Origin of the sequence: Bacteroides fragilis NCTC 9343, from assembly GCF_000025985.1 — a bacterium.
Taxonomy (GTDB): Bacteria; Bacteroidota; Bacteroidia; order Bacteroidales; family Bacteroidaceae; genus Bacteroides; species Bacteroides fragilis.
The window spans coordinates 507270-530600 of the sequence record NC_003228.3 but is presented as its reverse complement, the minus strand read 5'-3'; the positions used below and the strand labels follow the sequence as shown (position 1 = coordinate 530600).

At 45.3% G+C, this 23331-nt stretch carries 23 protein-coding genes and 1 pseudogene; 13 read left to right on the top strand and 11 right to left on the bottom strand.

Annotation, left to right across the window (positions count from 1 at the left end; all coding sequences use genetic code 11):
- The first annotated feature begins 15 nt into the window (after nucleotides 1-15).
- The 10 genes and pseudogenes from BF9343_RS02095 to BF9343_RS02050 all read left to right on the top strand — a co-directional run bounded on the left by BF9343_RS02095 (nucleotide 16) and on the right by BF9343_RS02050 (nucleotide 10759).
- Nucleotides 16-2651 (top strand): annotated as a pseudogene (locus BF9343_RS02095) (BamA/OMP85 family outer membrane protein).
- Between the two features lie 24 nt (nucleotides 2652-2675).
- Nucleotides 2676-3191, top strand: coding sequence for an OmpH family outer membrane protein (locus BF9343_RS02090; protein ID WP_005784368.1), 516 nt, complete (start codon nucleotides 2676-2678; stop codon nucleotides 3189-3191).
- 57 nt (nucleotides 3192-3248) lie between these two features.
- The gene (locus BF9343_RS02085; RefSeq protein ID WP_005784365.1) at nucleotides 3249-3758 is read left to right on the top strand and encodes an OmpH family outer membrane protein; all 510 of its coding nucleotides are present in this window, start codon (nucleotides 3249-3251) and stop codon (nucleotides 3756-3758) included.
- 102 nt (nucleotides 3759-3860) lie between these two features.
- Nucleotides 3861-4703 carry a glutamate racemase gene (gene murI / locus BF9343_RS02080; protein ID WP_005801598.1) on the top strand — a complete coding sequence of 281 codons (843 nt, stop codon included), beginning with the start codon at nucleotides 3861-3863 and terminating at the stop codon, nucleotides 4701-4703.
- Nucleotides 4704-4779: 76 nt separating this feature from the next.
- Nucleotides 4780-5016, top strand: a complete 237-nt coding sequence (locus BF9343_RS02075; RefSeq protein WP_005784361.1) for a DUF2007-related protein — start codon at nucleotides 4780-4782, stop codon at nucleotides 5014-5016.
- A gap of 113 nt (nucleotides 5017-5129) precedes the next feature.
- Nucleotides 5130-6212, top strand: coding sequence for a glutamate 5-kinase (gene proB / locus BF9343_RS02070; protein ID WP_008769315.1), 1083 nt, complete (start codon nucleotides 5130-5132; stop codon nucleotides 6210-6212).
- Nucleotides 6213-6224: 12 nt separating this feature from the next.
- Nucleotides 6225-7472: a glutamate-5-semialdehyde dehydrogenase gene (locus BF9343_RS02065; protein ID WP_010992045.1), complete on the top strand. Its 1248-nt coding sequence runs from the start codon at nucleotides 6225-6227 to the stop codon at nucleotides 7470-7472.
- A 487-nt stretch (nucleotides 7473-7959) separates the two neighbouring features.
- The gene (locus BF9343_RS02060; RefSeq protein WP_005784355.1) at nucleotides 7960-8982 is read left to right on the top strand and encodes a L,D-transpeptidase; all 1023 of its coding nucleotides are present in this window, start codon (nucleotides 7960-7962) and stop codon (nucleotides 8980-8982) included.
- A gap of 38 nt (nucleotides 8983-9020) precedes the next feature.
- Complete coding sequence (locus BF9343_RS02055; RefSeq protein ID WP_005784354.1) at nucleotides 9021-9749, top strand: murein L,D-transpeptidase catalytic domain family protein; 729 nt, start codon at nucleotides 9021-9023, stop codon at nucleotides 9747-9749.
- Between the two features lie 53 nt (nucleotides 9750-9802).
- Nucleotides 9803-10759: a Rossmann-fold NAD(P)-binding domain-containing protein gene (locus BF9343_RS02050; RefSeq protein WP_005796520.1), complete on the top strand. Its 957-nt coding sequence runs from the start codon at nucleotides 9803-9805 to the stop codon at nucleotides 10757-10759.
- A 98-nt stretch (nucleotides 10760-10857) separates the two neighbouring features.
- Here BF9343_RS02050 and BF9343_RS02045 read toward each other — a convergent pair whose 3' ends face one another.
- From BF9343_RS02045 to rpmH, 7 genes are all read right to left on the bottom strand, one after another.
- A complete protein-coding gene (locus tag BF9343_RS02045; protein ID WP_008658297.1) occupies nucleotides 10858-11253 on the bottom strand; it encodes a rhodanese-like domain-containing protein in 396 nt (131 codons plus the stop codon).
- 4 nt (nucleotides 11254-11257) lie between these two features.
- Nucleotides 11258-11953 (bottom strand): NigD1/NigD2 family lipoprotein, encoded by a 696-nt coding sequence (locus BF9343_RS02040; protein ID WP_010992044.1) that lies wholly within the window; start codon nucleotides 11951-11953, stop codon nucleotides 11258-11260.
- Entirely contained in the window at nucleotides 11950-13098 is a 1149-nt protein-coding gene (locus tag BF9343_RS02035; protein ID WP_005784346.1) for a 1-acyl-sn-glycerol-3-phosphate acyltransferase, read from the bottom strand. Before BF9343_RS02035 ends, BF9343_RS02040 begins: the two co-directional genes overlap by 4 nt.
- A 140-nt stretch (nucleotides 13099-13238) precedes the next feature.
- Complete coding sequence (locus BF9343_RS02030; RefSeq protein ID WP_010992043.1) at nucleotides 13239-14213, bottom strand: D-alanine--D-alanine ligase; 975 nt, start codon at nucleotides 14211-14213, stop codon at nucleotides 13239-13241.
- Complete coding sequence (locus BF9343_RS02025) at nucleotides 14210-15283, bottom strand: RluA family pseudouridine synthase (RefSeq protein WP_005796526.1); 1074 nt, start codon at nucleotides 15281-15283, stop codon at nucleotides 14210-14212. The genes BF9343_RS02030 and BF9343_RS02025 overlap by 4 nt, the downstream gene beginning before the upstream one ends.
- Nucleotides 15284-15312: 29 nt before the next feature.
- Entirely contained in the window at nucleotides 15313-15954 is a 642-nt protein-coding gene (locus tag BF9343_RS02020; RefSeq protein WP_005784340.1) for a PASTA domain-containing protein, read from the bottom strand.
- Between the two features lie 211 nt (nucleotides 15955-16165).
- Nucleotides 16166-16327, bottom strand: a complete 162-nt coding sequence (rpmH, locus tag BF9343_RS02015; RefSeq protein WP_004292199.1) for a 50S ribosomal protein L34 — start codon at nucleotides 16325-16327, stop codon at nucleotides 16166-16168.
- A 193-nt stretch (nucleotides 16328-16520) separates the two neighbouring features.
- On the opposite strand from rpmH, the gene efp reads away from it, so the two are divergent.
- The 3 genes from efp (at nucleotide 16521) to radC (ending at nucleotide 19274) form a co-directional block, all read left to right on the top strand.
- Nucleotides 16521-17087, top strand: coding sequence for an elongation factor P (gene efp / locus BF9343_RS02010; RefSeq protein ID WP_005784338.1), 567 nt, complete (start codon nucleotides 16521-16523; stop codon nucleotides 17085-17087).
- Between the two features lie 462 nt (nucleotides 17088-17549).
- Nucleotides 17550-18539: a glycosyltransferase gene (locus tag BF9343_RS02000; protein ID WP_005784336.1), complete on the top strand. Its 990-nt coding sequence runs from the start codon at nucleotides 17550-17552 to the stop codon at nucleotides 18537-18539.
- 42 nt (nucleotides 18540-18581) lie between these two features.
- On the top strand, nucleotides 18582-19274 hold the full coding sequence (gene radC / locus BF9343_RS01995; RefSeq protein ID WP_008769305.1) for a RadC family protein: 693 nt from the start codon (nucleotides 18582-18584) through the stop codon (nucleotides 19272-19274).
- A 29-nt stretch (nucleotides 19275-19303) separates the two neighbouring features.
- On the opposite strand, the gene BF9343_RS01990 is transcribed toward radC, so the two are convergent.
- The 4 genes from BF9343_RS01990 to BF9343_RS01975 form a co-directional block, all read right to left on the bottom strand.
- Nucleotides 19304-20068, bottom strand: a complete 765-nt coding sequence (locus BF9343_RS01990; RefSeq protein ID WP_005784332.1) for a UDP-2,3-diacylglucosamine diphosphatase — start codon at nucleotides 20066-20068, stop codon at nucleotides 19304-19306.
- Between the two features lie 45 nt (nucleotides 20069-20113).
- Nucleotides 20114-20425, bottom strand: a complete 312-nt coding sequence (locus BF9343_RS01985; RefSeq protein ID WP_005784330.1) for a metal-sulfur cluster assembly factor — start codon at nucleotides 20423-20425, stop codon at nucleotides 20114-20116.
- A gap of 82 nt (nucleotides 20426-20507) precedes the next feature.
- Nucleotides 20508-21908: an alkaline phosphatase gene (locus BF9343_RS01980; protein WP_010992040.1), complete on the bottom strand. Its 1401-nt coding sequence runs from the start codon at nucleotides 21906-21908 to the stop codon at nucleotides 20508-20510.
- A gap of 222 nt (nucleotides 21909-22130) precedes the next feature.
- The gene (locus BF9343_RS01975; RefSeq protein ID WP_005784326.1) at nucleotides 22131-23327 is read right to left on the bottom strand and encodes an acetate kinase; all 1197 of its coding nucleotides are present in this window, start codon (nucleotides 23325-23327) and stop codon (nucleotides 22131-22133) included.
- Nucleotides 23328-23331: the final 4 nt, after the last annotated feature.

Below are 23331 nucleotides of genomic sequence, written 5' to 3'. Positions count from 1 at the left end.
TTAATTATAACATAAATGCATTATCGTATTTCCTTCATATTCGTAACGTTTATCAGCCTGTTTTGCTTTGCATTGCCGGGCGTAGCACAAGATGCTAACACTGACGAATCAAACCCGTTATCATGTATTCCGGGACACCGAAAAAATATGAAATAGCCGACATCAAAGTCGAAGGTGTCAAGAACTACGAAGATTATGTTCTTATCGGACTGTCCGGACTCTCTGTAGGACAAACCATTACTGTACCGGGAGATGAAATCACAGGTGCAATCAAACGCTACTGGCGTCATGGTCTGTTCTCTAATGTATCGATTACCGCTGAAAAAATAGAAGGTAATAAAATATGGTTAAAGATCACTTTGGCCCAACGCCCACGTATTTCCGATATACGCTATCACGGTGTGAAAAAGTCGGAACGTGAAGACCTGCAAACCAAACTGGGCATGATAAAGGGTAGTCAGATCACTCCGAACCTGGTAGACCGTGCGAAAGTTTTAAGTAAACGCTATTTCGACGATAAGGGATTTAAGAATGCTGAAATCACTATCACCCAAAGAGATGATCCTGCCAATGAAAATCAGGTATTAGTCGATATTGACATCGATAAGAAAGAAAAGGTAAAAGTACATGCCATCACTTTTGCCGGCAACCATGCCATCAAGACATCTAAGCTGAAACGCGTGATGAAGAAGACAAACGAAAAAGGAAAACTGCTGAACTTATTCCGCACCAAGAAGTTTGTCAACGAGAAATATGAAGAGGACAAACAGTTGATTATTGATAAGTATAACGAATTGGGTTACCGCGATGCACGCATTGTGAAAGACAGTGTATCCAAATTTGACGATAAGACCGTAGACGTATTCATCGAACTGGAAGAAGGCGATAAATATTATCTCCGCAACGTTACATGGGTAGGTAATACGCTTTACCCTTCAGAGCAATTGAACTACATGCTCCGCATGAAGAAAGGGGATGTATATAACCAGAAATTGTTAAATGAACGCTTATCAACCGACGAAGATGCTATCGGTAACCTCTATTATAATAATGGTTATCTGTTCTATACACTGGATCCGGTGGAAGTAAACATAGATAATGACTCCATTGACTTGGAAATGAGAATTTTTGAAGGTCGGCAAGCCAGTATCAACAAGATCAAGATCAATGGTAATGACCGTTTGTACGAAAACGTTGTCCGCCGTGAACTCCGTACTCGTCCAGGTGAGTTGTTCAGCCGCGAGGACCTGATGCGTTCTATGCGTGAAATCCAGCAAATGGGACACTTCGACCCGGAAAACATCAAGCCGGATATCCAGCCGGACCCTGTAAACGGAACGGTAGATATCGCTTACGATCTTGTATCGAAAGCAAATGACCAGGTAGAGTTCTCTGCCGGTTGGGGACAAACAGGTGTTATCGGTAAGTTAAGTCTGAAGTTTACGAACTTCTCTTTGGCGAACCTGTTGCATCCGGGAGAAAATTATCGCGGTATCCTGCCTCAAGGCGACGGACAGACACTGACCATCAGTGGACAAACCAATGCACAATACTATCAACAGTATAGCATTTCGTTCTTTGATCCCTGGTTCGGAGGTAAACGCCCGAATTCATTCTCTCTGTCAGCATTCTTCTCCGTACAGACCGATATCAGTAGCCGTTACTACAATTCAAGCTACTATAACAACTACTACAACAGTTATTACAGCGGCTTGGGTGGCTACGGTATGTACAATTATGGTAACTATAACAATTACGAGAACTATTATGACCCGGATAAGTCAATCAAAATGTGGGGTCTGTCAGCAGGATGGGGTAAACGTCTGAACTGGCCGGATGACTACTTCCAGCTTTCAGCCGAGCTCTCTTACCAGAGATATATCTTGAAAGACTGGCAATACTTCCCGGTGACCAACGGTAAATGTAATGACCTGAGTATAGGCTTGACATTGGCCCGCGCCTCTTACGATAACCCGATCTATCCCCGTAGTGGTTCTGACTTCTCGCTGTCCGTACAGTTCACACCACCTTACTCATTGTTCGATGGAGTAGACTACAGCAAGTACAACGAGTACAACCAGAACGATATGAACAAGATGCATAAATGGGTAGAATACCACAAGTGGAAATTCAAAGCAAAAACATACATCCCATTGCTGAACCCGACTGTAGTGAAAAAGACTCCGGTATTAATGACACGTGTTGAATTCGGTATATTGGGTCACTACAACAAATATAAGAAATCACCGTTCGGTACATTCGATGTCGGTGGTGACGGTATGACCGGATATTCAAGCTACGCAACTGAGAGTGTCGCCCTCCGTGGTTATGAAAACAGTTCTTTAACTCCGTACCGCGGACAAGAAGGTTATGCTTATACCCGTATCGGATTTGAATTAAGATATCCGCTAATGCTGGAAACAAGTACCAATATTTATGCGTTAACATTCCTGGAAGCCGGTAATGCTTGGCATGATGTGAAAAACTTCAATCCGTTCGACCTGAAACGTTCGGCAGGTGTGGGTGTCCGCATCTTCCTTCCGATGATTGGTATGATGGGTATCGACTGGGCATACGGTTTCGACAAAGTACTTGGCGACAAGAGCGCAGGTGGAAGCAGATTCCATTTCGTATTGGGCCAGGAATTCTAATTGTTTCACTAAAAACTAAGCGTTATGAAAAAGTCTGTTCTATTTATCATCTTGCTGTTTGCCGTAGGTATGACAGCCCAAGCACAAAAGTTTGCCCTGATCGATATGGAGTATATCCTGAAGAACATTCCGGCTTACGAACGTGCCAACGAACAATTGAGCCAGGCAACCAAACAGTGGCAGGGTGAAGTCGAAGTATTAGCCAAAGAGGCACAAACGATGTTTAAGGACTATCAAGCTGCATCTGCTAAACTGACGGCCGCACAAAAGACCCAGAAAGAAGATGCCATCGTAGAAAAAGAAAAAGCTGCTTCAGAGCTCAAACGTAAATACTTTGGTCCTGAAGGTGAACTTTTTAAGAAAAGAGAAGAGTTAATGAAGCCTATTCAAGACGAAATATACAATGCGGTAAAAGCTGTAGCAGAGGAAAACGGTTATGCAGTAGTGGTAGACAGAGCATCTGCTTCAAGCATTATTTTTGCCACTCCCCGCATTGATGTAAGCAATGAAGTGCTGGCGAAATTAGGATATTCAAATTAATTTCATACATTTGCACCCGATAACTTAAAAGTAATCATTCAAATAAATAATAAAACTATGCTTAAAAAAATTGCACTTTTAATGATGTTAATACTCCCGATGGGCGTATTTGCACAAAATCTTAAATTCGGTCACATCAATGCGATGGAAATTGTTTCGGCCATGCCGGAATATACCAAAGCACAATCTGAGTTACAAGCATTGAACAAACAACTCGGACAAGACTTACAGAGATCTCAGGAAGAATTCAGCAAGAAATACCAGGAATTCATGCAGCAAAAAGACTCTCTTCCTGCTGTCATTGCAGAAAGAAGACAAAAAGAGTTGGAAGACATGATGCAGAGACAAGAACAATTCCAGGCTAAGGCTCAGCAGGATATGGAAAAAGCCAACAATGACCTGATGGCTCCGGTATATAAGAAGCTGGATGACGCTATCAAAGCAGTAGGTGCAGCAGAAGGTGTTATCTACATTTTCGATATGGCACGTACTCCGATACCTTACGTAAACGAAGCTCAAAGCATTAACCTGACTCCGAAAGTAAAAACCCAATTGGGCATCAAATAAGAGTTAAGAGCAATAAGTTACGAGCTACAAGCTACAAGTACCATGCAAAATGCGTTATGACTTGTTACTTGTAGCTCGTAACTTTTTAACCATATCCCCATTATGAAACAATCCCTTCCATACCAACCTGGTCCTATCGGTGTATTCGACTCCGGATACGGTGGGCTGACCATCCTGAGCAAAATCAGGGAAGCGCTGCCGGAATACGATTACATCTATCTGGGCGACAATGCACGGACTCCTTATGGGACCCGTTCTTTTGAAATCGTATACGAGTTCACCTTACAGGCTGTCAACAAATTGTTTGAGATGGGCTGTCATCTGGTGATACTTGCTTGCAACACAGCCTCGGCCAAGGCACTGAGAACCATACAAATGAACGACCTTCCGAATATAGATCCGGACCGGAGGGTGCTAGGAGTCATTCGCCCAACTGCAGAGTGTATCGGCAGTATGACCCAAACGCGCCATGTAGGAATATTGGCTACAGCCGGTACCATCAAATCAGAATCATATCCGCTTGAAGTGCATAAGTTGTTTGAGGATATCAAAGTAAGCGGAGAAGCTTGTCCCATGTGGGTTCCACTGGTTGAAAACAATGAAGCCAACGGCGAAGGAGCCGACTTCTTTATTCGTAAATACATCGACAACCTACTTGCCAAAGACCGGCAGATAGACACCCTTGTTCTGGGATGTACCCATTACCCGATACTATTGCCCAAGATACAAAAATTCATTCCCCAAGGAGTGAAAGTGGTGGCACAGGGAGAATATGTGGCTACCAGTCTGAAAGATTACCTTCACCGTCATCCCGAAATGGACATGAAGTGCACTCGGGAAGGTAAATGCCGCTTTTACACCACAGAGGCCGAAGACAAATTTATTGAATCAGCCTCCATGTTCCTCAACGAGAACATTACAGTGCAACGAATAACTTTAGAATAATCTATCGGTAAAACAACTTTATCTAAGTTCTTTTTGTTATATTTGTAAGAGATAAACACATTATATCCCTACCATTATGAAAGAAGATAAAGACACCCGCGTAGTAGAAGTCTTCACCGGTTCGCCTTGGGAAGCAGAGTTCATCAAAGGATTGCTCGAAAGCAATGGAATAGAATCTATCCTGAAAGACGGAGGTGGGCTCGCAGCTTTGGCACCTTACTACATCGGACAGGAAATAGCTGTCCTCGTCAATGAAGACGATTATGAAAATGCAATGGAAATAGTGAGAAACCGCGAAAAGGCAAACGAATAAATTCCCCCCGATCTCCTCTCTGCCATACAGACATTCTCTTTCAAGATATCCGTATGGGAGAGGTAACATATCGACAAAAATCCATATATTTGTGCTTTCAAATCGTCAGCATAATGAAAAAGGAGTTTACACGAATAGCCATAAAAGTGGGAAGTAACGTACTGACCCGACAGGACGGAACACTGGATGTCACCCGGATGTCTGCGCTAACCGATCAGATAGCCGCCTTGCATAAAGCCGGAGTAGAGGTGATTCTTATCTCTTCGGGAGCTGTTGCCTCGGGACGAAGCGAAATACGTACCCTCAGGAAACTCGACAGCGTAGATCAGCGCCAATTGTTCTCGGCAGTGGGTCAAGCCAAACTCATTAACCGATATTACGAGCTGTTCCGCGATCATGGCATTGCTGTAGGACAGGTACTCACCACCAAAGAGAATTTTGGTACACGCCGTCATTACCTCAACCAGAAAAACTGCATGACGGTGATGCTTGAGAACGGCGTCATTCCTATCGTCAACGAGAACGACACCATCTCCGTCACCGAACTGATGTTCACAGACAATGACGAACTGTCGGGCCTCATCGCCTCAATGATGAATGCACAGGCCCTTATCATCCTGAGTAACATCGACGGCATTTATAACGGTTCCCCTTCCGATCCGGACTCATTAGTGATCCGGGAGATTGGACAGGGAAAAGACCTGAGTAACTACATTCAGACCAGCAAATCGAGTTTCGGGAGAGGAGGCATGCTGACCAAAACCAACATTGCCCGCAAAGTGGCAGATGAAGGTATTACAGTAATTATTGCCAATGGCAAACGCGACAACATCCTTATCAACCTCATAGAGCATCCCGAAGAGACGGTTTGCACTCGTTTTATCCCCGCATCCCAACCCGTATCGAGTATCAAGAAATGGATAGCTCATAGCGAAGGTTTCGCTAAGGGAGAGATACATATCAACGAACAGGCTACCGAAGTGTTGAACTCCGACAAGGCAGTCAGCATTCTTCCCGTCGGAATCACCCGCATTGAAGGAGAATTTGAGAAAGACGACATCGTGCGCATCATTGATTACCGGGGTACTCCGGTAGGTGTAGGCAAAGTCAACTGTGACTCCATGCAGGCACGGGACTCCATCGGAAAACATGGAAAAAAAGCAGTAGTCCATTATGACTACCTTTACATTGAATAAACGAACTGCATTATGAATCTGAATGATACTTTTGCTGCCGTACAGGCAGCCGGCCGCCATCTGGCACTATTACCCGACGATCGGATCAACCAAATACTGAATGCCGTGGCAGAAGCTGCTTTGGAACAGACTTCCTACATCCTCTCTGAGAACCGGAAAGATCTGGAACGGATGTCACCCGACAATCCGAAATACGACCGACTGAGGTTGACCGAAGAACGACTTCGGGGAATCGCTTCCGATATACGCAACGTGGCCACTCTCCCCTCCCCTCTGGGCAGGATATTGAAAGAGAGCATTCGTCCCAATGGCATGAGACTCACTAAGATAAGTGTTCCTTTCGGGGTCATCGGCATCATTTACGAAGCTCGTCCCAATGTCAGCTTCGACGTTTTTTCGCTTTGCCTGAAAAGCGGTAACGCCTGTATCCTGAAAGGGGGAAGCGACGCTGACTATTCGAATCGTGCCATCGTAGAAGTGATACACCAGGTACTCCGACAGTTTAACATAGACACTCACATGGTCGAGTTGCTACCGGCCGACCGTGAAGCAACCCGGGAACTGCTGCACGCTACCGGATACGTAGATCTGATCATTCCTCGCGGCAGTAGCGCCCTGATTAACTTTGTACGGCAAAATGCTACTATACCGGTAATAGAAACCGGTGCAGGCATCTGCCATACCTACTTTGACGAATACGGAGATACGGCCAAGGGAGCTGCCATCATCCATAATGCCAAGACACGCCGCGTGAGTGTTTGTAATGCACTCGATTGCGTGATTGTTCACGAAAGCAGATTGTCCGATCTGCCTCTCCTTTGTGAAAAGCTCAAAGCCGACAAGGTGATTATCTATGCAGATCCGTCAGCCTATCAGGCACTCGAGGGACACTATCCTGCCGGGTTGCTGAAACCTGCCACCCCCGAGAGCTTCGGAACTGAATTTCTGGACTACAAAATGGCAATCAAAACTGTGAATAGTTTTGAGAACGCACTCGGACATATCCAGGAATACAGCTCACGACATAGCGAAAGTATCGTCACCGAAAACCCGGAACGCGCCGCGCTTTTCACCCGCATGGTAGATGCAGCCTGTGTATATACCAATGTATCTACCGCTTTCACCGACGGAGCACAATTCGGGCTGGGAGCAGAAATCGGCATCAGCACACAAAAGTTGCATGCCCGCGGACCGATGGGATTGGAAGAGATCACTTCCTACAAATGGATCATAGAGGGTGACGGACAGACACGTCAGTGATACTTTCGGCGAAAGTCAGGAAAATAATCGGTTCAAAGCTTGACTTAACCTCCGGATTGTACTATCTTTGTAGACACAATCATACCATAGATTCAATTTAAAATGCGATAATGGGGAAAGGCTCTTGCTTCTCCCCTTTCTTTTTTTACAGCCGATACCCCTCGTGAACAGAGCCGGGATTACGCTTCAACAGAGCCGGGGTTTCTTGTCGGAAGAGCCTGCGTTCCGACCCAAAGACGGTTGATCCGGCAGTTGGAGACGGTTGATCCCTCTACCCTTCCGACTGCATCCGGGCCTACACCACCGGACAAGATTCGAAAAGTATAAATAGTATAATCCGGAGAGCGCTTATGTTAAGGAAGCGTAAACTTACTCTTGACAAAAACGGAGGCAATTATGCAAATTATTAGTAATACGAGAACAAAACGCCTTGCTATTCCTTATAAAAAACATTATATTTGTAAATGAACTCCAAACCTATCCCATTATGAAGCAAACAGCCTATATATACCTGCTCACCCTTTCTTGCCTTCTCTGCGCATGCAATAGAGAAAACAGAACAAATTTGCCACAGCCCCAAGTCACCGGTGTAGCGGATTCACTGGAAACGGTGCCTCCGGAAGAGAAGCCCAAAGCCATCTCCGCAGAACAGATAGAGATCAAGAAAGATTTGCTCTATGATAAATATACTCTTGAAGATACGTATCCGTACAAAGATACGACCCGCAGTTTTCAATGGGATAAGATCAAAGAACGCCTGGCACTGCTCGAAAACATTCAGCAGACACCCTCGCAATGGGGCATCTTGCAGAACTATAAGAACCGGAACGGCGAGGCTCCATTGGTACGCCATTACAAACGGAATGCCTATAAACGCATTGCCGACACGCTGGGCATAGAGCGCTACCAGTCCGTCCCGCTCTATTTGCTCACCGATACGCTTGTGCCCGAACGTTATGGAGAAGACGGTTCGCTGGTCCGCTTCCTGGCCGACGGAGAGAATTTCGTCAAGGTATCCCCTATCTATATTGGCGAAGAGTGGTATGTACCCAAGAGGTACGTCAAAGTGCTCCCGGATACGACACACTTCATCAAAACAATCATGATAGACCGAAGAGACCAGAACATAATGACTTTGGAACAAACCGGTGAAGCCCAATGGACCGTACGGAGTATGAACCCCGCCACTACCGGAAGGCATCGCCCTCCGTATGCACAAGAGACACCATTAGGGATATTCGTCCTACAGGAAAAAAAGACACGCATGATATTCCTCAAAGACGGTTCCACCGCCACCGGAGGTTTTGCGCCTTATGCCAGCCGATTCTCAGACGGAGGATACATTCACGGAGTCCCGGTAAACGAGCCCCGTAAAGCACTTATAGAGTACAGCCCGTCTCTGGGCACCACGCCCCGCTCGCACATGTGTGTACGGAATGCAACATCACATTCCAAGTTTATTTTCGACTGGGCTCCTGTAAATGAGACAATTATTTTTGTTTTGGAATAGAAATCCGTATCTTTGCGCCGTTATTTTCTCAGTTTCCTATGCAAAAAGTATTTCTATTCCTCCTATTGTTTCTGCTCCCACTGGCAGAAGTACCCAACCATGCACCGGCCAGTGAGCCTGTTTCTGTAGCCTCTACTCCGGAGACAGACGAAATAGATCAACTGTTCGATGATATGCAGCTGGACGGGATTGTCAGCTATACAGCTTTCCGACAGGCAGTGACCGGCTATCAGAAAATCGAGCAGAAAAGCAAGTCCATCATGACCCTGATCGATTTTTCAAAACCATCTACCGAGAAGCGCCTTTACGTGCTCGATATGAAAAACAAAAAGTTGCTATATACTTCCGTCGTATCACACGGCAAAAATAGCGGAGGAAACTATGCAACCTCATTCTCCAATAAAAACGGTTCGTACAAAAGTTCGCTTGGCTTTTACCTGACCGAAAACACTTATCAGGGACGCAACGGTTACTCCCTGGTGCTGAACGGGCTGGAAAAAGGAATTAACGACCAAGCCAAACAACGCGCCATCGTGATGCATGGTGCCGCATATGCCAATCCCAACATCACCGCTTCTGCCGGACGCTTGGGACGGAGCCTCGGATGCCCCGCCTTGCCGCAAGCACTCGCCAAACCGATTATCGACACAATCAAAAAAGGTAGTGTGCTCTTTATCTACGCCAACAACAAGGACTATCTGGCCAACAGCACCTTCCTGTCTCCACGGCAAACGGAGTATCTTTCATGGGCGCAGCCTGCCAATTGAAAATTTTATCATACCTTTGCGGAAAAGGTATATTCATTCTAACAAAGACAATTATGAAGAAATTTACTTGCGTACAAGACATCGGCGACCTGAAATCAGCCCTTGCCGAATCATTCGAGATCAAGAAAGACCGGTTCAAATATGTGGAACTGGGACGTAATAAAACTCTATTGATGATCTTCTTTAACTCCAGCCTCCGCACCCGTCTCAGCACCCAGAAAGCTGCTCTCAACCTGGGTATGAACGTAATTGTACTGGACATCAATCAAGGGGCCTGGAAATTGGAAACCGAACGCGGCGTCATCATGGACGGTGACAAACCGGAACATCTGCTGGAAGCCATCCCGGTGATGGGATGTTATTGTGACATCATCGGTGTACGTTCGTTTGCCCGCTTCGAAAACCGTGAGTATGACTATAATGAAGTGATCATCAATCAGTTCATACAACATTCCGGACGCCCGGTGTTCTCTATGGAAGCAGCTACCCGTCATCCGTTGCAGAGCTTTGCCGACCTGATCACCATTGAAGAATACAAAAAGACAGCCCGCCCTAAAGTAGTAATGACCTGGGCTCCCCATCCGCGGCCATTGCCACAGGCAGTGCCCAACTCGTTTGCCGAATGGATGAATGCCACAGACTATGAGTTTGTCATCACCCACCCCGAAGGTTACGAACTCGATCCGAAGTTTGTAGGAAACGCACGGGTAGAATATGATCAGATGAAAGCTTTCGAAGGAGCCGACTTTATATATGCCAAGAACTGGGCAGCTTATACAGGCGACAACTACGGACAGATTCTGAGTACAGACCGTAATTGGACCGTAGGCGACCGTCAGATGGCCGTCACCAATAATGCCTACTTCATGCACTGCCTCCCTGTAAGACGGAATATGATTGTGACGGATGATGTTATCGAGAGTCCGCAATCCATTGTCATCCCGGAAGCCGCAAACCGTGAAATCTCGGCGACAGTGGTACTGAAAAGACTGCTGGAAAATCTACCATAACGATTTTTGAACGATCCATAATAAATGATCAACGACGAACGATAATAATACATAGCCTGTTCATCGTTGATCATTCATTGTTCAATAATCGTTCATTCTTATTTCTCCACTTTCTCGCCTGCTTCCTGCCAGGCATTGAATCCTTTATCCAATTCGTACACTTTATATCCTTTCTCACTGAGAATGGCAGCCGCCTTCTTGCTTCGCTTGCCACTGCGGCAATATAAAGCCACCGGTTTATCTTTTTGAAGTGTGGAGTCTGCCATAACCGCAAACGAATCATCGAGCACATTGATATTGATCGTCCCCGGAATGTGGCCTTCCGAATATTCAGCCATGGTACGGACATCCAGCCGTTGCACACTTGCATCCTCAATCAGCGAAGCAAACTCCTTCACCGGCACTGTCTTGAAATTCCCTTTCGACTGCTGGCAAGAAAAGAGAGAAGACAAAAGAAAACATATTCCCATAAGCATTGAATTCATTTTCGACATATAATTAGTAATTAATGGTTAAGTGACTGGGTACGTATTCAAACTGATAGGTCTGCACCTCCCCGTCATACGTATGAAAACTGAAATAAATGATCACTGATTCCCCGATATCGGACGTGTACTGCCTCAACGGTACCGAGACATAAGCCCGCTTGGCATAAGCCTCCACATCTCCCCCATCGTCATGATAGAGCATTAAATGGACTTTCAGCTTTCCGGTTACAGCATCCCGCTCCACAGACTCCTGAATGAAATGAAACGTATGCCGCGCATTCTGTGCCCGGATAGAGAGAGTCATATTCAGATAATCACGCCCCATCCAGATACTGAGCATATCAACCGGATCGAATTTCAAGCCATTCCGGAACTCTCCGGCAGGCAGCGGAACCGGAGAAACCGTATTAGCTAATGCATAAATGCGTATCTCTTTCCGCCCTCCTACCGACGAAAGCACTTCGTAATTGCTCACCACACGGCTAGAGGAATTGGGTAACAGCTCCGATTCAGTGCGGTCCTCCGCCACGACCAGACGTTCTCCCTTATCCGTAACCAACGTTTGCAACCGACCGTCTGCTCCCGACTCTGCAGTCAGAAACTCCAACCTCACGGAAGGGTAAGGAGCACCATCATCTTCGTTACAGGAAAACAGGAAGACGGAAAACAATACAGACAGGACGATATGTAACGTCCATATTCTCATTGACGAGCGGCCAAATAGTTGGTCAACGGATTGGCATACATCAACAACAGCTTTTCACGCAAGAAAGAAATATCTTTGTTGGGAATCTCTATCTTTTCAAGCTGCTTTTCCACATAAGCCTCGAAACGTTCCTTCTCGGCCAACGTATAGTGGGATTCAAAATCATTCTTACCAGTCAACAGATCGTGAGCTACATAATTGCCCGGATAAAGACGGTAATTGCTATGAATGCGCTGATCGATCCACGTAGAGATACGTGCAAACAACTCTGGTTTCGGTAAAGAGCGATCTACTGTCGAAAGCAGGTCATTGAGGCAAGCTCCCGTCTGGAAATGCACCCGGCCTTTATAGCCAAACAAACCGGTCTGCATATTTTTCAGGTCATCTGCCATCGTTTTCTTATAGCCCTCTATATCACGCTTCAGCTGGAACTCCTGTGCTTTCAGGTAATCGCAGGGATCATATTCGTAGGAAATAGCGAGAGGAGCAATATTCATCTCCATCAGACGGCTGACCACATCCCCTTCGCCCCCCATTGCCAGCATCTTGAGTACACTGTCCTGAGTACGGTCGTTAGAGTCTTTGGCACGTCCTTCACGTTGTGCAATCCAAATGGACTGATTCTTTTCTCCGATTGTATAGTGCATATAACGGGACATGCGGGCAGACGACTCAAGCATTTGCCTCATGGTCAGTGCACGCTGCACGATAAATGATTTATTGACCCGGACAAACTTCTTGATCCACGGATAAATCAGCAGATTATCGCCAATGGCAATCTCCACCGTATCCATCCCCTGGTCGACTAACAATACAGATAAGAAACCGGAATCAAGAATGATGTCACGGTGATTCGAGATGTAGGTGTATGCTTTGCTCTTGTCCGGAATAGCCGTATGATCCAATGAAATACCATCCGTACAGTCGCCTGCAAGTTTCCATAGCAAACCGTAGCAAAAGGTTTTCTGAAATTCCAGTTTCGTTCTACAGGCACGCATCTTTTGTGCCAGCATCTCAAAGGGTACATCCGGTATCACCCCGGCAACCACCTTCTGAAAAGCCGGATCGGCAATCAGTTCTTCGAAAACCCCGGAGAGTTCTTCGTCGTTGTAAGGACGGATTTCATCAAACTCTGTTGTATTCATAGCTTTTATTCTTTTATAAACTACAAGTGACGAGCAACGAGTTACAGGTAATCAACGATAAGCTACAAAGGCTGCACCGCTCTATCCCGTACGGAATCGGTGCGGCTTGCCGACTGTAGCTCGTGGCCCGCAGCTTACAGCTAAAATTTATTTTCTATAATATCAGTCATCACGTCTTTTATATCCAGTCCGGCGGCACGCACCTGCTGGGGAATAAAACTGGTAGCGGTCATACCCGGTGTGGTATTCACCTCCAGAAGATTGATCTTCTCACCTTCCGTAATGATATAGTCCACTCGAATAATGCCGGAACATCCCAATATATCGTAAATAGCCGAGGTTAAAGTCTGGACACGCCGGGTCAGTTCTTCCGATATACGTGCCGGAGTGATCTCGTCCACCTGTCCGTTGTACTTTGCATCGTAATCGAAGAATTCATTATGTGTCACGACCTCGGTCAACGGAAAGACTACCGATTTTTCTTTCGTCTTATAACAACCGCAAGTCAATTCTGTTCCGCCCATAAAGGCTTCTATCATCACTTCCTCAGCTTCACTGAAAGCCTTGGCAATGGCAGGTTGAATCTGTTCGCGCGTCTTCACCTTAGTCACACCAAAGCTGGATCCTCCCAGATTGGGTTTGATAAAGCAAGGCAGGCCAATTTTTTCCACCACATCTTCATCGGAGACAGCCTGTCCCTGACGTAGCAACAACGATTCGGAGATACGCACACCAAATGCTTTGAGATACTGGTTGCAGACAAATTTATCGTAAGTGATGGCAGCGGCCAGTACGCCACAACATGAATACGGAATGCGTATCATGTCGAAATAGCCCTGCAAACGTCCGTCCTCTCCCGGTGTTCCGTGAATGGTGATATAAGCAAAGTCGAACACGACCTTCTCCGCCCCATTCATAAAACTAAAGTCGTTTCTGTCCACCGGTGTTTTACTTCCGTCCTGCAATTGCACTTCCCAACGCCGACCTTCCATTTCTACGATGTACAAATTATACTTCTCCTTGTCGATAAAGGAGTAAATGCCCTGTGCACTACGCAGGGAAACTACGATTTCGGAGGTATCGCCTCCTGCCACAATGGCAATGTTGCGTTTCATTCTAAATCTCTGTTACTAATATAACCTCTCCACTTCTCTATCAACCGGGTCATGTCGTCCGGCAACTCCGAAGTAAAATGCATCTCTTCGCCAGTGACGGGATGCACAAACCCCAGCGTCATGGCGTGCAAAGCCTGCCGCGGACAAGTGTCGAAGCAATTGTTTACAAATTGTTTGTATTTACTAAAGTGAGTCCCTTTCAGGATTTCGTGACCGCCATACCGCTCGTCATTGAAGAGTACATGACCGATATGCTTCATGTGCACACGTATCTGATGCGTACGCCCGGTTTCAAGAATACATTCCACCAAAGTGACATATCCCAGACGTTCAAGCACCCGGTAGTGGGTGACGGCATGTTTCCCTTGGGTAGGATCGGCCATAACGGCCATTTGCATCCGGTCTTTCGGATTGCGGGCAATACTGCCTACGATGGTACCTTCATCCTGATCGACAATGCCCCATACCAGTGCGCGGTATCTACGCTTAGTAGTTTTATTAAAGAATTGGACGCCCAGATTGGTTTTGGCATCCGGTGTCTTAGCGATAACCAGTAATCCAGAAGTATCTTTATCGATGCGGTGCACCAATCCCACATGTGGGTCGTTGGCATCGTAATCGGGGTTATCCTTGAGATGCCAAGCGATGGCATTGACCAACGTACCATGATAGTTTCCGTGTCCCGGATGCACCACCAGTCCGGCCGGCTTATTCACCACCATCAGGTATTTATCTTCATAGACAATATGAAGTGGAATATCCTCCGGAATAATCTCATTGTCATAACGGGGACGATCCATCATCACCGTAATCACATCCAGAGGTTTCACTTTATAGCTGCTCTTCACCGGTTTACCATTGGCCATGACAAAACCGTCTTCAGCCGCTTTCTGTATGCGATTGCGCGAAGCATTGACGATGCGTTCAAACAAATATTTATCGACCCTGACCATTGCCTGCCCTTTATCCACTACCACGCGGAAATGTTCATAGAGCTGGTTTTCGTCACCTACGGGTTCTATATCATCCAATTCGTCCTGTTCAATATCGTCAGGCAATTCTTCTATCATGCGTTTTTTCTACGTATACGTTTCTTATATTAAAACCAGGAATCATCATCTGTTCCGGAATCCTCAACAGACATAGCAGCATTTTCCACCATATCGACAGAATCGGTTGCGGTAGACTGCACTCCGTCACCTACCATCAGAGTCAGCGTAGCGCCGATGGGAGCTTTATCTCCAATCTGCAATTGGCGTCCCTGATAGATCACGCCATATACCCAGTCCTTCTCTCCGCTCACCATCCGGTTTTCGGTAAGTTTAAAGCCTGCGGCGATCAACTTTGCCTGCGCCTGACGCACGGAACTGTTATCGGCCACATCAGGCACCACACTCAAAGGAGTACTGAGGGTATTTATTGTCAGATAGATTGTTCGTCCTTCTTTCACTTTCTGCCCGACCGACGGGTTAAGATCCAGGATAATGCCGGAAGGTTTATTTTTTACGTAACTGGAGTCGGACACCACACAAGTCAGTCCATGATTCCGGAACATCTTTTCCGCTTCGCTTACAGACATTCCTTTTACGTCGGGCACTATTACAGCTTCGCCATGGCGTGTGTATATATCCAGTCCTTTAAGTGTGCCAACCACTATGAGCACAGCCACTACAACCATGGCTATGATGTTTATCCAGAAGAATCTATTGGCCTTGAAAGAAAAAAATTCTTTTATCGTCATAATTATAAGCTGTTAATGCGGACAAAGATACTATTTTCGTTACACAGTATCACAGACTTTCACCGAGTTTTTAAAAAAGCGTATCAAAACCCTCTCTTTGGGTTTTCCACCTTGCGCCTGATACCGTTATCAAATTGGAACCGGTTCTAAAACAAAAAGAAGCAAAGGAATCCTCCTTCACTTCTTCTTATTCGTTTGCAATGGCTAATACTTATGCCTTCACTCCGTTGTATTCGTCAGAAACAGTCAGTTTCTTACGACCTTTAGCGCGACGTGCAGCCAATACTCTACGGCCGTTAGCTGTAGCCATTCTCTCACGGAAACCGTGTTTGTTTTTTCTCTTTCTGTTAGAGGGTTGAAATGTTCTTTTCATTACTGTATCTTGTTTTTATGTTATTACTTCTACGGATTCGGGCTGCAAAAATAGGCACTTTTTTTAAATAAACCAAGAGTTAAGTCATTTTTAGTCAAAACATTTTGTGTTTTTTGCCGATTTAGATTACTTTTGCACCCGAAAAGGTTCAAAGATAACTCAATAACAATCTATAAAATAAAGAATATCAAGTATGATTAATGCTCAAGACATCAAGAACGGAACTTGTATCCGCATGGATGGCAAACTGTATTTCTGTATCGAATTCCTCCACGTTAAACCGGGTAAAGGTAACACCTTCATGCGTACAAAACTGAAAGATGTAGTAAGCGGCTACGTTCTCGAACGTCGCTTCAATATCGGTGAGAAGCTGGAAGACGTACGCGTTGAACGTCGTCCCTATCAGTACCTGTACAAAGAAGGTGAAGATTATATCTTCATGAATCAGGAAACATTCGATCAACACCCGATCGCTCACGACCTGATCAACGGTGTAGATTTCTTGCTGGAAGGTGCAGTAGTAGAAGTTGTATCGGATGCATCTACCGAAACCGTGCTTTATGCTGATATGCCTATCAAAGTTCAGATGAAAGTTACTTATACAGAACCGGGCTTGAAAGGCGACACTGCTACCAACACCCTGAAACCGGCTACTGTAGAATCAGGTGCAACCGTTCGTGTCCCGCTGTTTATCAGTGAAGGCGAAACAATCGAGATCGATACTCGTGACGGTTCTTACGTAGGTCGTGTGAAAGCATAAGTATACACAGACTCATTAACACAGCCTCCCTGCATTCTGCCGGAATATCCGGTTGGAATGCAGGGAGTTCTATTTTATCGCCACCTTTCATCCCCCCCAAAAAGCACAAAGACTACAGAGATTGGAACTATGATATATGCATATCTAAAAGAGAGAAAAACTCTATGACCTCCCTGTCCCCTACGATAAGACAAATTCAACCATTCTACAGAAATCTTTACCAAACTTATGGAAAGAAGCCTGAAAACATCGAAAGTGGAGAAGCCGCGCTCCTATCTTCAAAGGCTGTACCCACTACCTTTAAAAACCAAAGGCTTCCTGGTTTTAAACCAACACCACTTTGACCCCAAAGGTATTCAAGACAAAGCATAATGGACAAAAAGAGTGCATTAAAAGAGATTATCGGAAAATAATAATTTATCTTTGCCAATATTAAATATGAAGATTAACTATACATATATGATGCGATACTCCGTTATTATTCCCGTTTACAACCGTCCCGACGAAGTGGACGAACTATTGCAAAGCCTGACAGCCCAACACTTCAAGGATTTCGAAGTCGTGGTTGTAGAAGACGGATCATCTGTCCCTTGCGAAAAGATAGTGAACCAATACCAGGGAAAGTTGGATATACATTACTACAACAAACCGAACTCCGGTCCCGGACAAACCCGTAATTACGGTGCCGAACGTAGCAACGGCGAATATCTCATCATACTGGATTCGGACTGTATCTTGCCCGAAGGATATCTCGATGCAGTAGAGAAAGAACTGCAGACCGCCCCGGCCGATGCCTTTGGAGGGCCGGACCGGGCACATAGTTCTTTCACCGATATACAAAAAGCCATTAATTACTCCATGACTTCTTTCTTCACCACGGGAGGCATCCGCGGAGGCAAAAAGAAAATGGATAAATTCTATCCGAGAAGTTTCAACATGGGTGTCCGCCGGGAGGTTTATCAGGCATTAGGAGGTTTCTCCAATATGCGTTTCGGCGAAGACATCGATTTCAGTATCCGCATATTCAAGGGAGGATACCAATGCCGTCTCTTTCCCGATGCCTGGGTATACCACAAACGACGTACGGATTTTAAGAAATTCTTCAAGCAAGTGCACAACTCCGGTATTGCACGTATCAATCTCTACAAAAAATATCCCGAATCGTTGAAAGTCGTCCATTTGCTGCCGGCTGTATTCACGTTAGGAGTTGCACTTCTACTATTATGCACTCCCTTTTGCTTGTTCAGCCTCGTCCCGATTCTGCTTTATGCCTTACTGGTCTGCCTGGATTCTGCGCTGCAAAACAAAAGCTTACGCATCGGCATCTATTCCATCGCTGCTTCTTTCATCCAACTTATCGGATACGGCACAGGATTCTGGCGTGCCTGGTGGGAACGCTGTATACTGGGAAGGAACGAATTTGAGGCTTTCCGCAAGAACTTCTATAAATAAAGATGCTTCAACAAAACCTTATCCCGCAAAACACATTAAATCATGAACAAACAGAAACTAAACATCAAGCAGTGGTCCAAAGCCGATCGGCCACGCGAAAAAATGATGACAAAAGGTTCCGAAGCATTGAGCGACGCTGAACTATTGGGCATCCTGATAGGTTCGGGCAATACGGAAGAGAGTGCCGTTGAACTGATGAGAAGAATACTTGCCACTTGCGACAACAACCTGAATGAACTGGGGAAATGGGAAGTACGGAACTTTTCTTCATTCAAAGGCATGGGACCGGCCAAAAGCCTCACCATCATGGCCGCTCTGGAACTAGGCAAGCGGCGTAAACTGCAGGAAAGCAAAGAACGGGAACAGATCAGATGTTCAGAGGACATCTACAAGCTGTTCCATCCACTGATGTGTGATCTGCCGCAAGAAGAGTTCTGGATTCTGCTTCTGAACCAAGCATGTAAAGTAATCAACAAATTACGTATCAGTACAGGAGGCATTGACGGAACTTATGCCGATGTACGCACCATCTTACGAGAAGCACTGATAGGACGTGCCACACAAATAGCCCTGATTCATAATCACCCATCGGGCCATGCGAAGCCCAGCCAAGAGGACAAACGCCTGACGGGCGCCATACAAAAAGCGTCGCAAACGATGAACATCACCTTGGTGGATCATGTCATTGTCTGCGACGGTTGCTTTTATAGTTTTGCTGACGAAGGGCTTATCTGACCCGGCATAACGATTGGAATCCGGAAAAGTTAAAGTTGGGTTTCTCCTTCGATATAGTTCTCAAGAAACAGGTTCTCACCATCGAACACAGCATAAGAGAAGAAGTTGATCCAGTCCCCCAAGATAAGTATTCGCGCCGTAGCACTCAACATCAGGTCAAGTTCGATATGGCGATGACCGTAAATAAAGAAGTTAATATTAGGATGACTTTTCAAGTATTCCTTGGTATAAAGCACCAAAAACTCTTTATTTTCTCCCATATAATCCGGTTCTTTTCCACCCTCACGCTTCAGCCGGCTGTGTTTGGCCCAATTCAATCCCAAGTCAATGCTCCATCGGGGATGAATCGCAGAGAACAAAGTCTGTAACGTACGACTATGGAACATAGTACGTAGCAACTTGAACTTTTTATCCGGATCTCCCAGCCCGTCACCATGTGCCAGGTAGAACTCTTTTCCATAAATCTCAGTGGTAACCGGTTCACGATGAATCGTCACCCCACACTCCTTAGTCAGATAGTCGCCGCACCAGATATCATGATTTCCCGTAAAGAAATGCACCTCTACTCCCATATCAGTCAGTTCGGAGAGTTTCCCTAAAAAACGGGTATAACCTTTGGGAACAACCAAACGGAACTCATACCAAAAGTCGAACATATCGCCCAGCAGATATACTGCGGCAGCTTTGTGCTTAATGCTGTCGAGAAAATTGACCAGGCGCCGCTCCTGCGTACGTCCATGCTCTATGGCACGTGACCCCAAGTGGGCATCAGAAAGGAAATATACGTTTTTCATACTGTAAGAATGGATCGTTTAAGAATAGAGGTAAACTGACAATGGTTACAAAAAGCCCAATTCCAACTTAGCCTCTTCGCTCATCATATCTTTATCCCACTCCGGCTCAAAAACCAGATTGATTGTGGCAGAGTTTACCCCGTCAATCGACTCTACTTTCTGACGTACATCTTCCATAATGAAATCTGCCGCAGGACAGTTAGGAGCAGTCAAGGTCATATCAATAGATACTTCTCCATCCTCGGAAACATCTATTTTGTAAATCAGTCCCAGATCGTATACGTTTACCGGAATTTCGGGATCGAATACGGTTTTGAGCATATCTACTATCTTTTCTTCTATTTCAAACTTAGTCATATCTGTATTTCTTTGAAAATTCATAAGACAAAGCTAAAGAAATTCTTTGAAAGATAGAGAATATTGAGGATAAATTAACGGGTTATTTATACCCACCGGCTTTTGCGATGCGTTTCGGTATCTCCGTATTATCCATTTTACCGATGAACAGATCGGAACCGGCACCGATAGCAAATACCGGCACATATCCTGCAGAATGTCCGCCGCTTGTCCAGCCTACCATAGCGATTTGATCCATCACTTCTTTGGCTTTAGCAGCCATCGGCTCAGTCTTGGCATACATACTTTCGGCAAATTCCACTTTATTTCTTACAAATGACTTTTCATATTCGTCACGCAGTTTCTTCTCTTGCGCCCAGGTGATAGGAAGTACAGACCAGAAGCCCATCTCTTCGGACAGCAGATTCTTAATGTCTTCCCAAGCTACATGATTGTTCTTAGCTTTGCGCAAATCACTGATCTTTTTAGAGAGTACTTCGGCAGATGCTTTCTGGTTCTCAAGTGCTTTGAGATTCAAGGCATACTTTCCGGTTCCCAATGCGATACCTCCTGTTTCATGGTCGGCAGTTACCACAATCAAAGTTTCTTTCGGGTGTTTCTTGTAAAACTCATAAGCAACTTTGATGGCATTATCCATATCCGCCACTTCGTGGAACACCGTAGCGGCATCATTCCCGTGACAAGCCCAGTCTATCTTACCCCCTTCTACCATCAGAAAGAAACCTTTGTTTTTGCCTTTAGTCAAAAAGTCAATGGCGCTTTCTGTAATCTGTGCCAGAGTCAGGTCTCCTTCTTTACTATCGATAGCATAAGGCAAAGAGCCCGTATCGGCACCTTCTTCTTGAATCAATATCATCTTACCTGCCGCAGCAGCTTTGGCTTTATAATCGTTATACCCACGAGCAATGGTGTAACCGGCTTCTTCAAACATCGGGAAAATGCTCGGAGCTTCTTTCTTATCATAAGTAGTGGTTGGTTTCAGGAAACCGGCACCGGCATAAAAATCAAAACCTGCTTTAGGAAGATCGGTAGCTATTTCATAATACATATTCCGATCCGGCTGATGTGCGTAGAAAGCAGCAGGAGTAGCATGATCGACACTGACACTGGTAGTAACTCCCACCCTTTTACCGGCTTTCTTTGCTTTCTCGGCAACTGTCTGCAAAGGATTCTTCTGATCATCCATCCCAATGGAACCATTATAAGTCTTTTCGCCGGTGGAAAGAGCAGTTCCCGCAGCCGAAGAATCAGTCACGGAATTAGTGGCAGAGAAAGTAGTAGCCATTGTCCCCACCGGGAACTGTGTAAAAAGCAAAGGCTCTACACCAATGCGGCCCTTCTGGATTTCGGCACGATACATTTCCGTACCATTCACTTGATTGACACCCATTCCATCACCAATGAAATAGAAAACATATTTTGCCTGAGCATTGGCTATAACTGCCACACAGACAAAAAGAAAGAAATAAAAAAGTCGTTTCATTCTTGTACTATTTTAAGTTTATTCGAGTTAGTGATAGCAAAGATAAAAATTTTAAAAAGAAGAAAAGGAGAAAGAGATATGAATATTCTGTTAAATAGATCACCGAGCATCAATTACCCTTCAACCCAAACTGCCATCTCTAACCTGCCTCATATAAAAAAGCCGGAAAACAGAGAGTAGATCTCCGCCTCCGGCTTTTTATCTATAATTACTTATCAACCTTTATTTATCCAAGATAGCCATTGTATCAGAAGCAATCAGCAATTCTTCATCAGTCGGGATCACTACTACCTTCACTCTTGAATCATCAGTTGAGATAATAGCCTCTTCACCACGAACCTTGTTCTTTTCCGGATCGAGTTTCACACCCAGGAATTCCAGTCCTTCACAAACACCGGCACGGCAAGTCGCCTGATTTTCACCAACACCACCTGTGAACAGAATAACATCGACCCCACCCAAAGCAGCGGCATACGCACCAATATATTTCTTAATGCGATAGAAGTACATCTGTTCAGTCAGGATAGCCTGCGGATCACCTTTGGCAACGGCAGCTTCCAAGTCACGCATATCACTTGAGCCGTTCATCATACCGGCTACACCACTTTTCTTATTCAGCAGGTTAGAGATACCCGTAGTAGTCAGGCCCTCTTTATCCATGATGAATGTAACAGCTCCGGCATCGATATCACCGGAACGAGTACCCATCATCAATCCTTCCAACGGTGTCAGTCCCATAGAAGTATCGATACACTTACCATCTTTGATAGCAGCAATCGAACCACCATTACCGATATGGCAAGTAATCAGTTTCAAACCTTCCGGTTTAATTCCCAGGTATTCGCATACGCGCTGAGAAACATAACGGTGAGAAGTTCCGTGGAAACCATAACGGCGCACACCATACTTCTTGTACAATTCGTAAGGAATAGCATACAGATATGCATGCTCCGGCATAGTCTGGTGGAATGCAGTATCGAATACACCGATTTGCGGAACATTCGGCAGAATAGCTGTAATGGCGTCAACTCCTTTTAGGTTAGCAGGATTGTGGAGAGGTGCCAGATCATTGCAGGCAGCAAAAGCCTCAAGCACTTCCTTAGTCAGCAGTACTGATTTACTGAAGCGTTCACCTCCGTGCACCATACGATGACCTACGGCATTGATTTCTTCGAGTGATTGGATAGCACCATATTCGGGACTTACCAGTGTATTCAAGATAAATTCCACACCTACGGTATGTTCGGGGATATCCTTCTCCAAAATTTTCTTTTCACCATTCGGCAAAGTCAATTTCAGGAATGAATCTTTCAAACCGATCTTTTCGATACCACCCTGGGCAATCACTTCTTTGCTGTCCATATCGAACAGCTTGTATTTGATAGATGAACTACCACAGTTCAATACTAAAACTTTCATATCT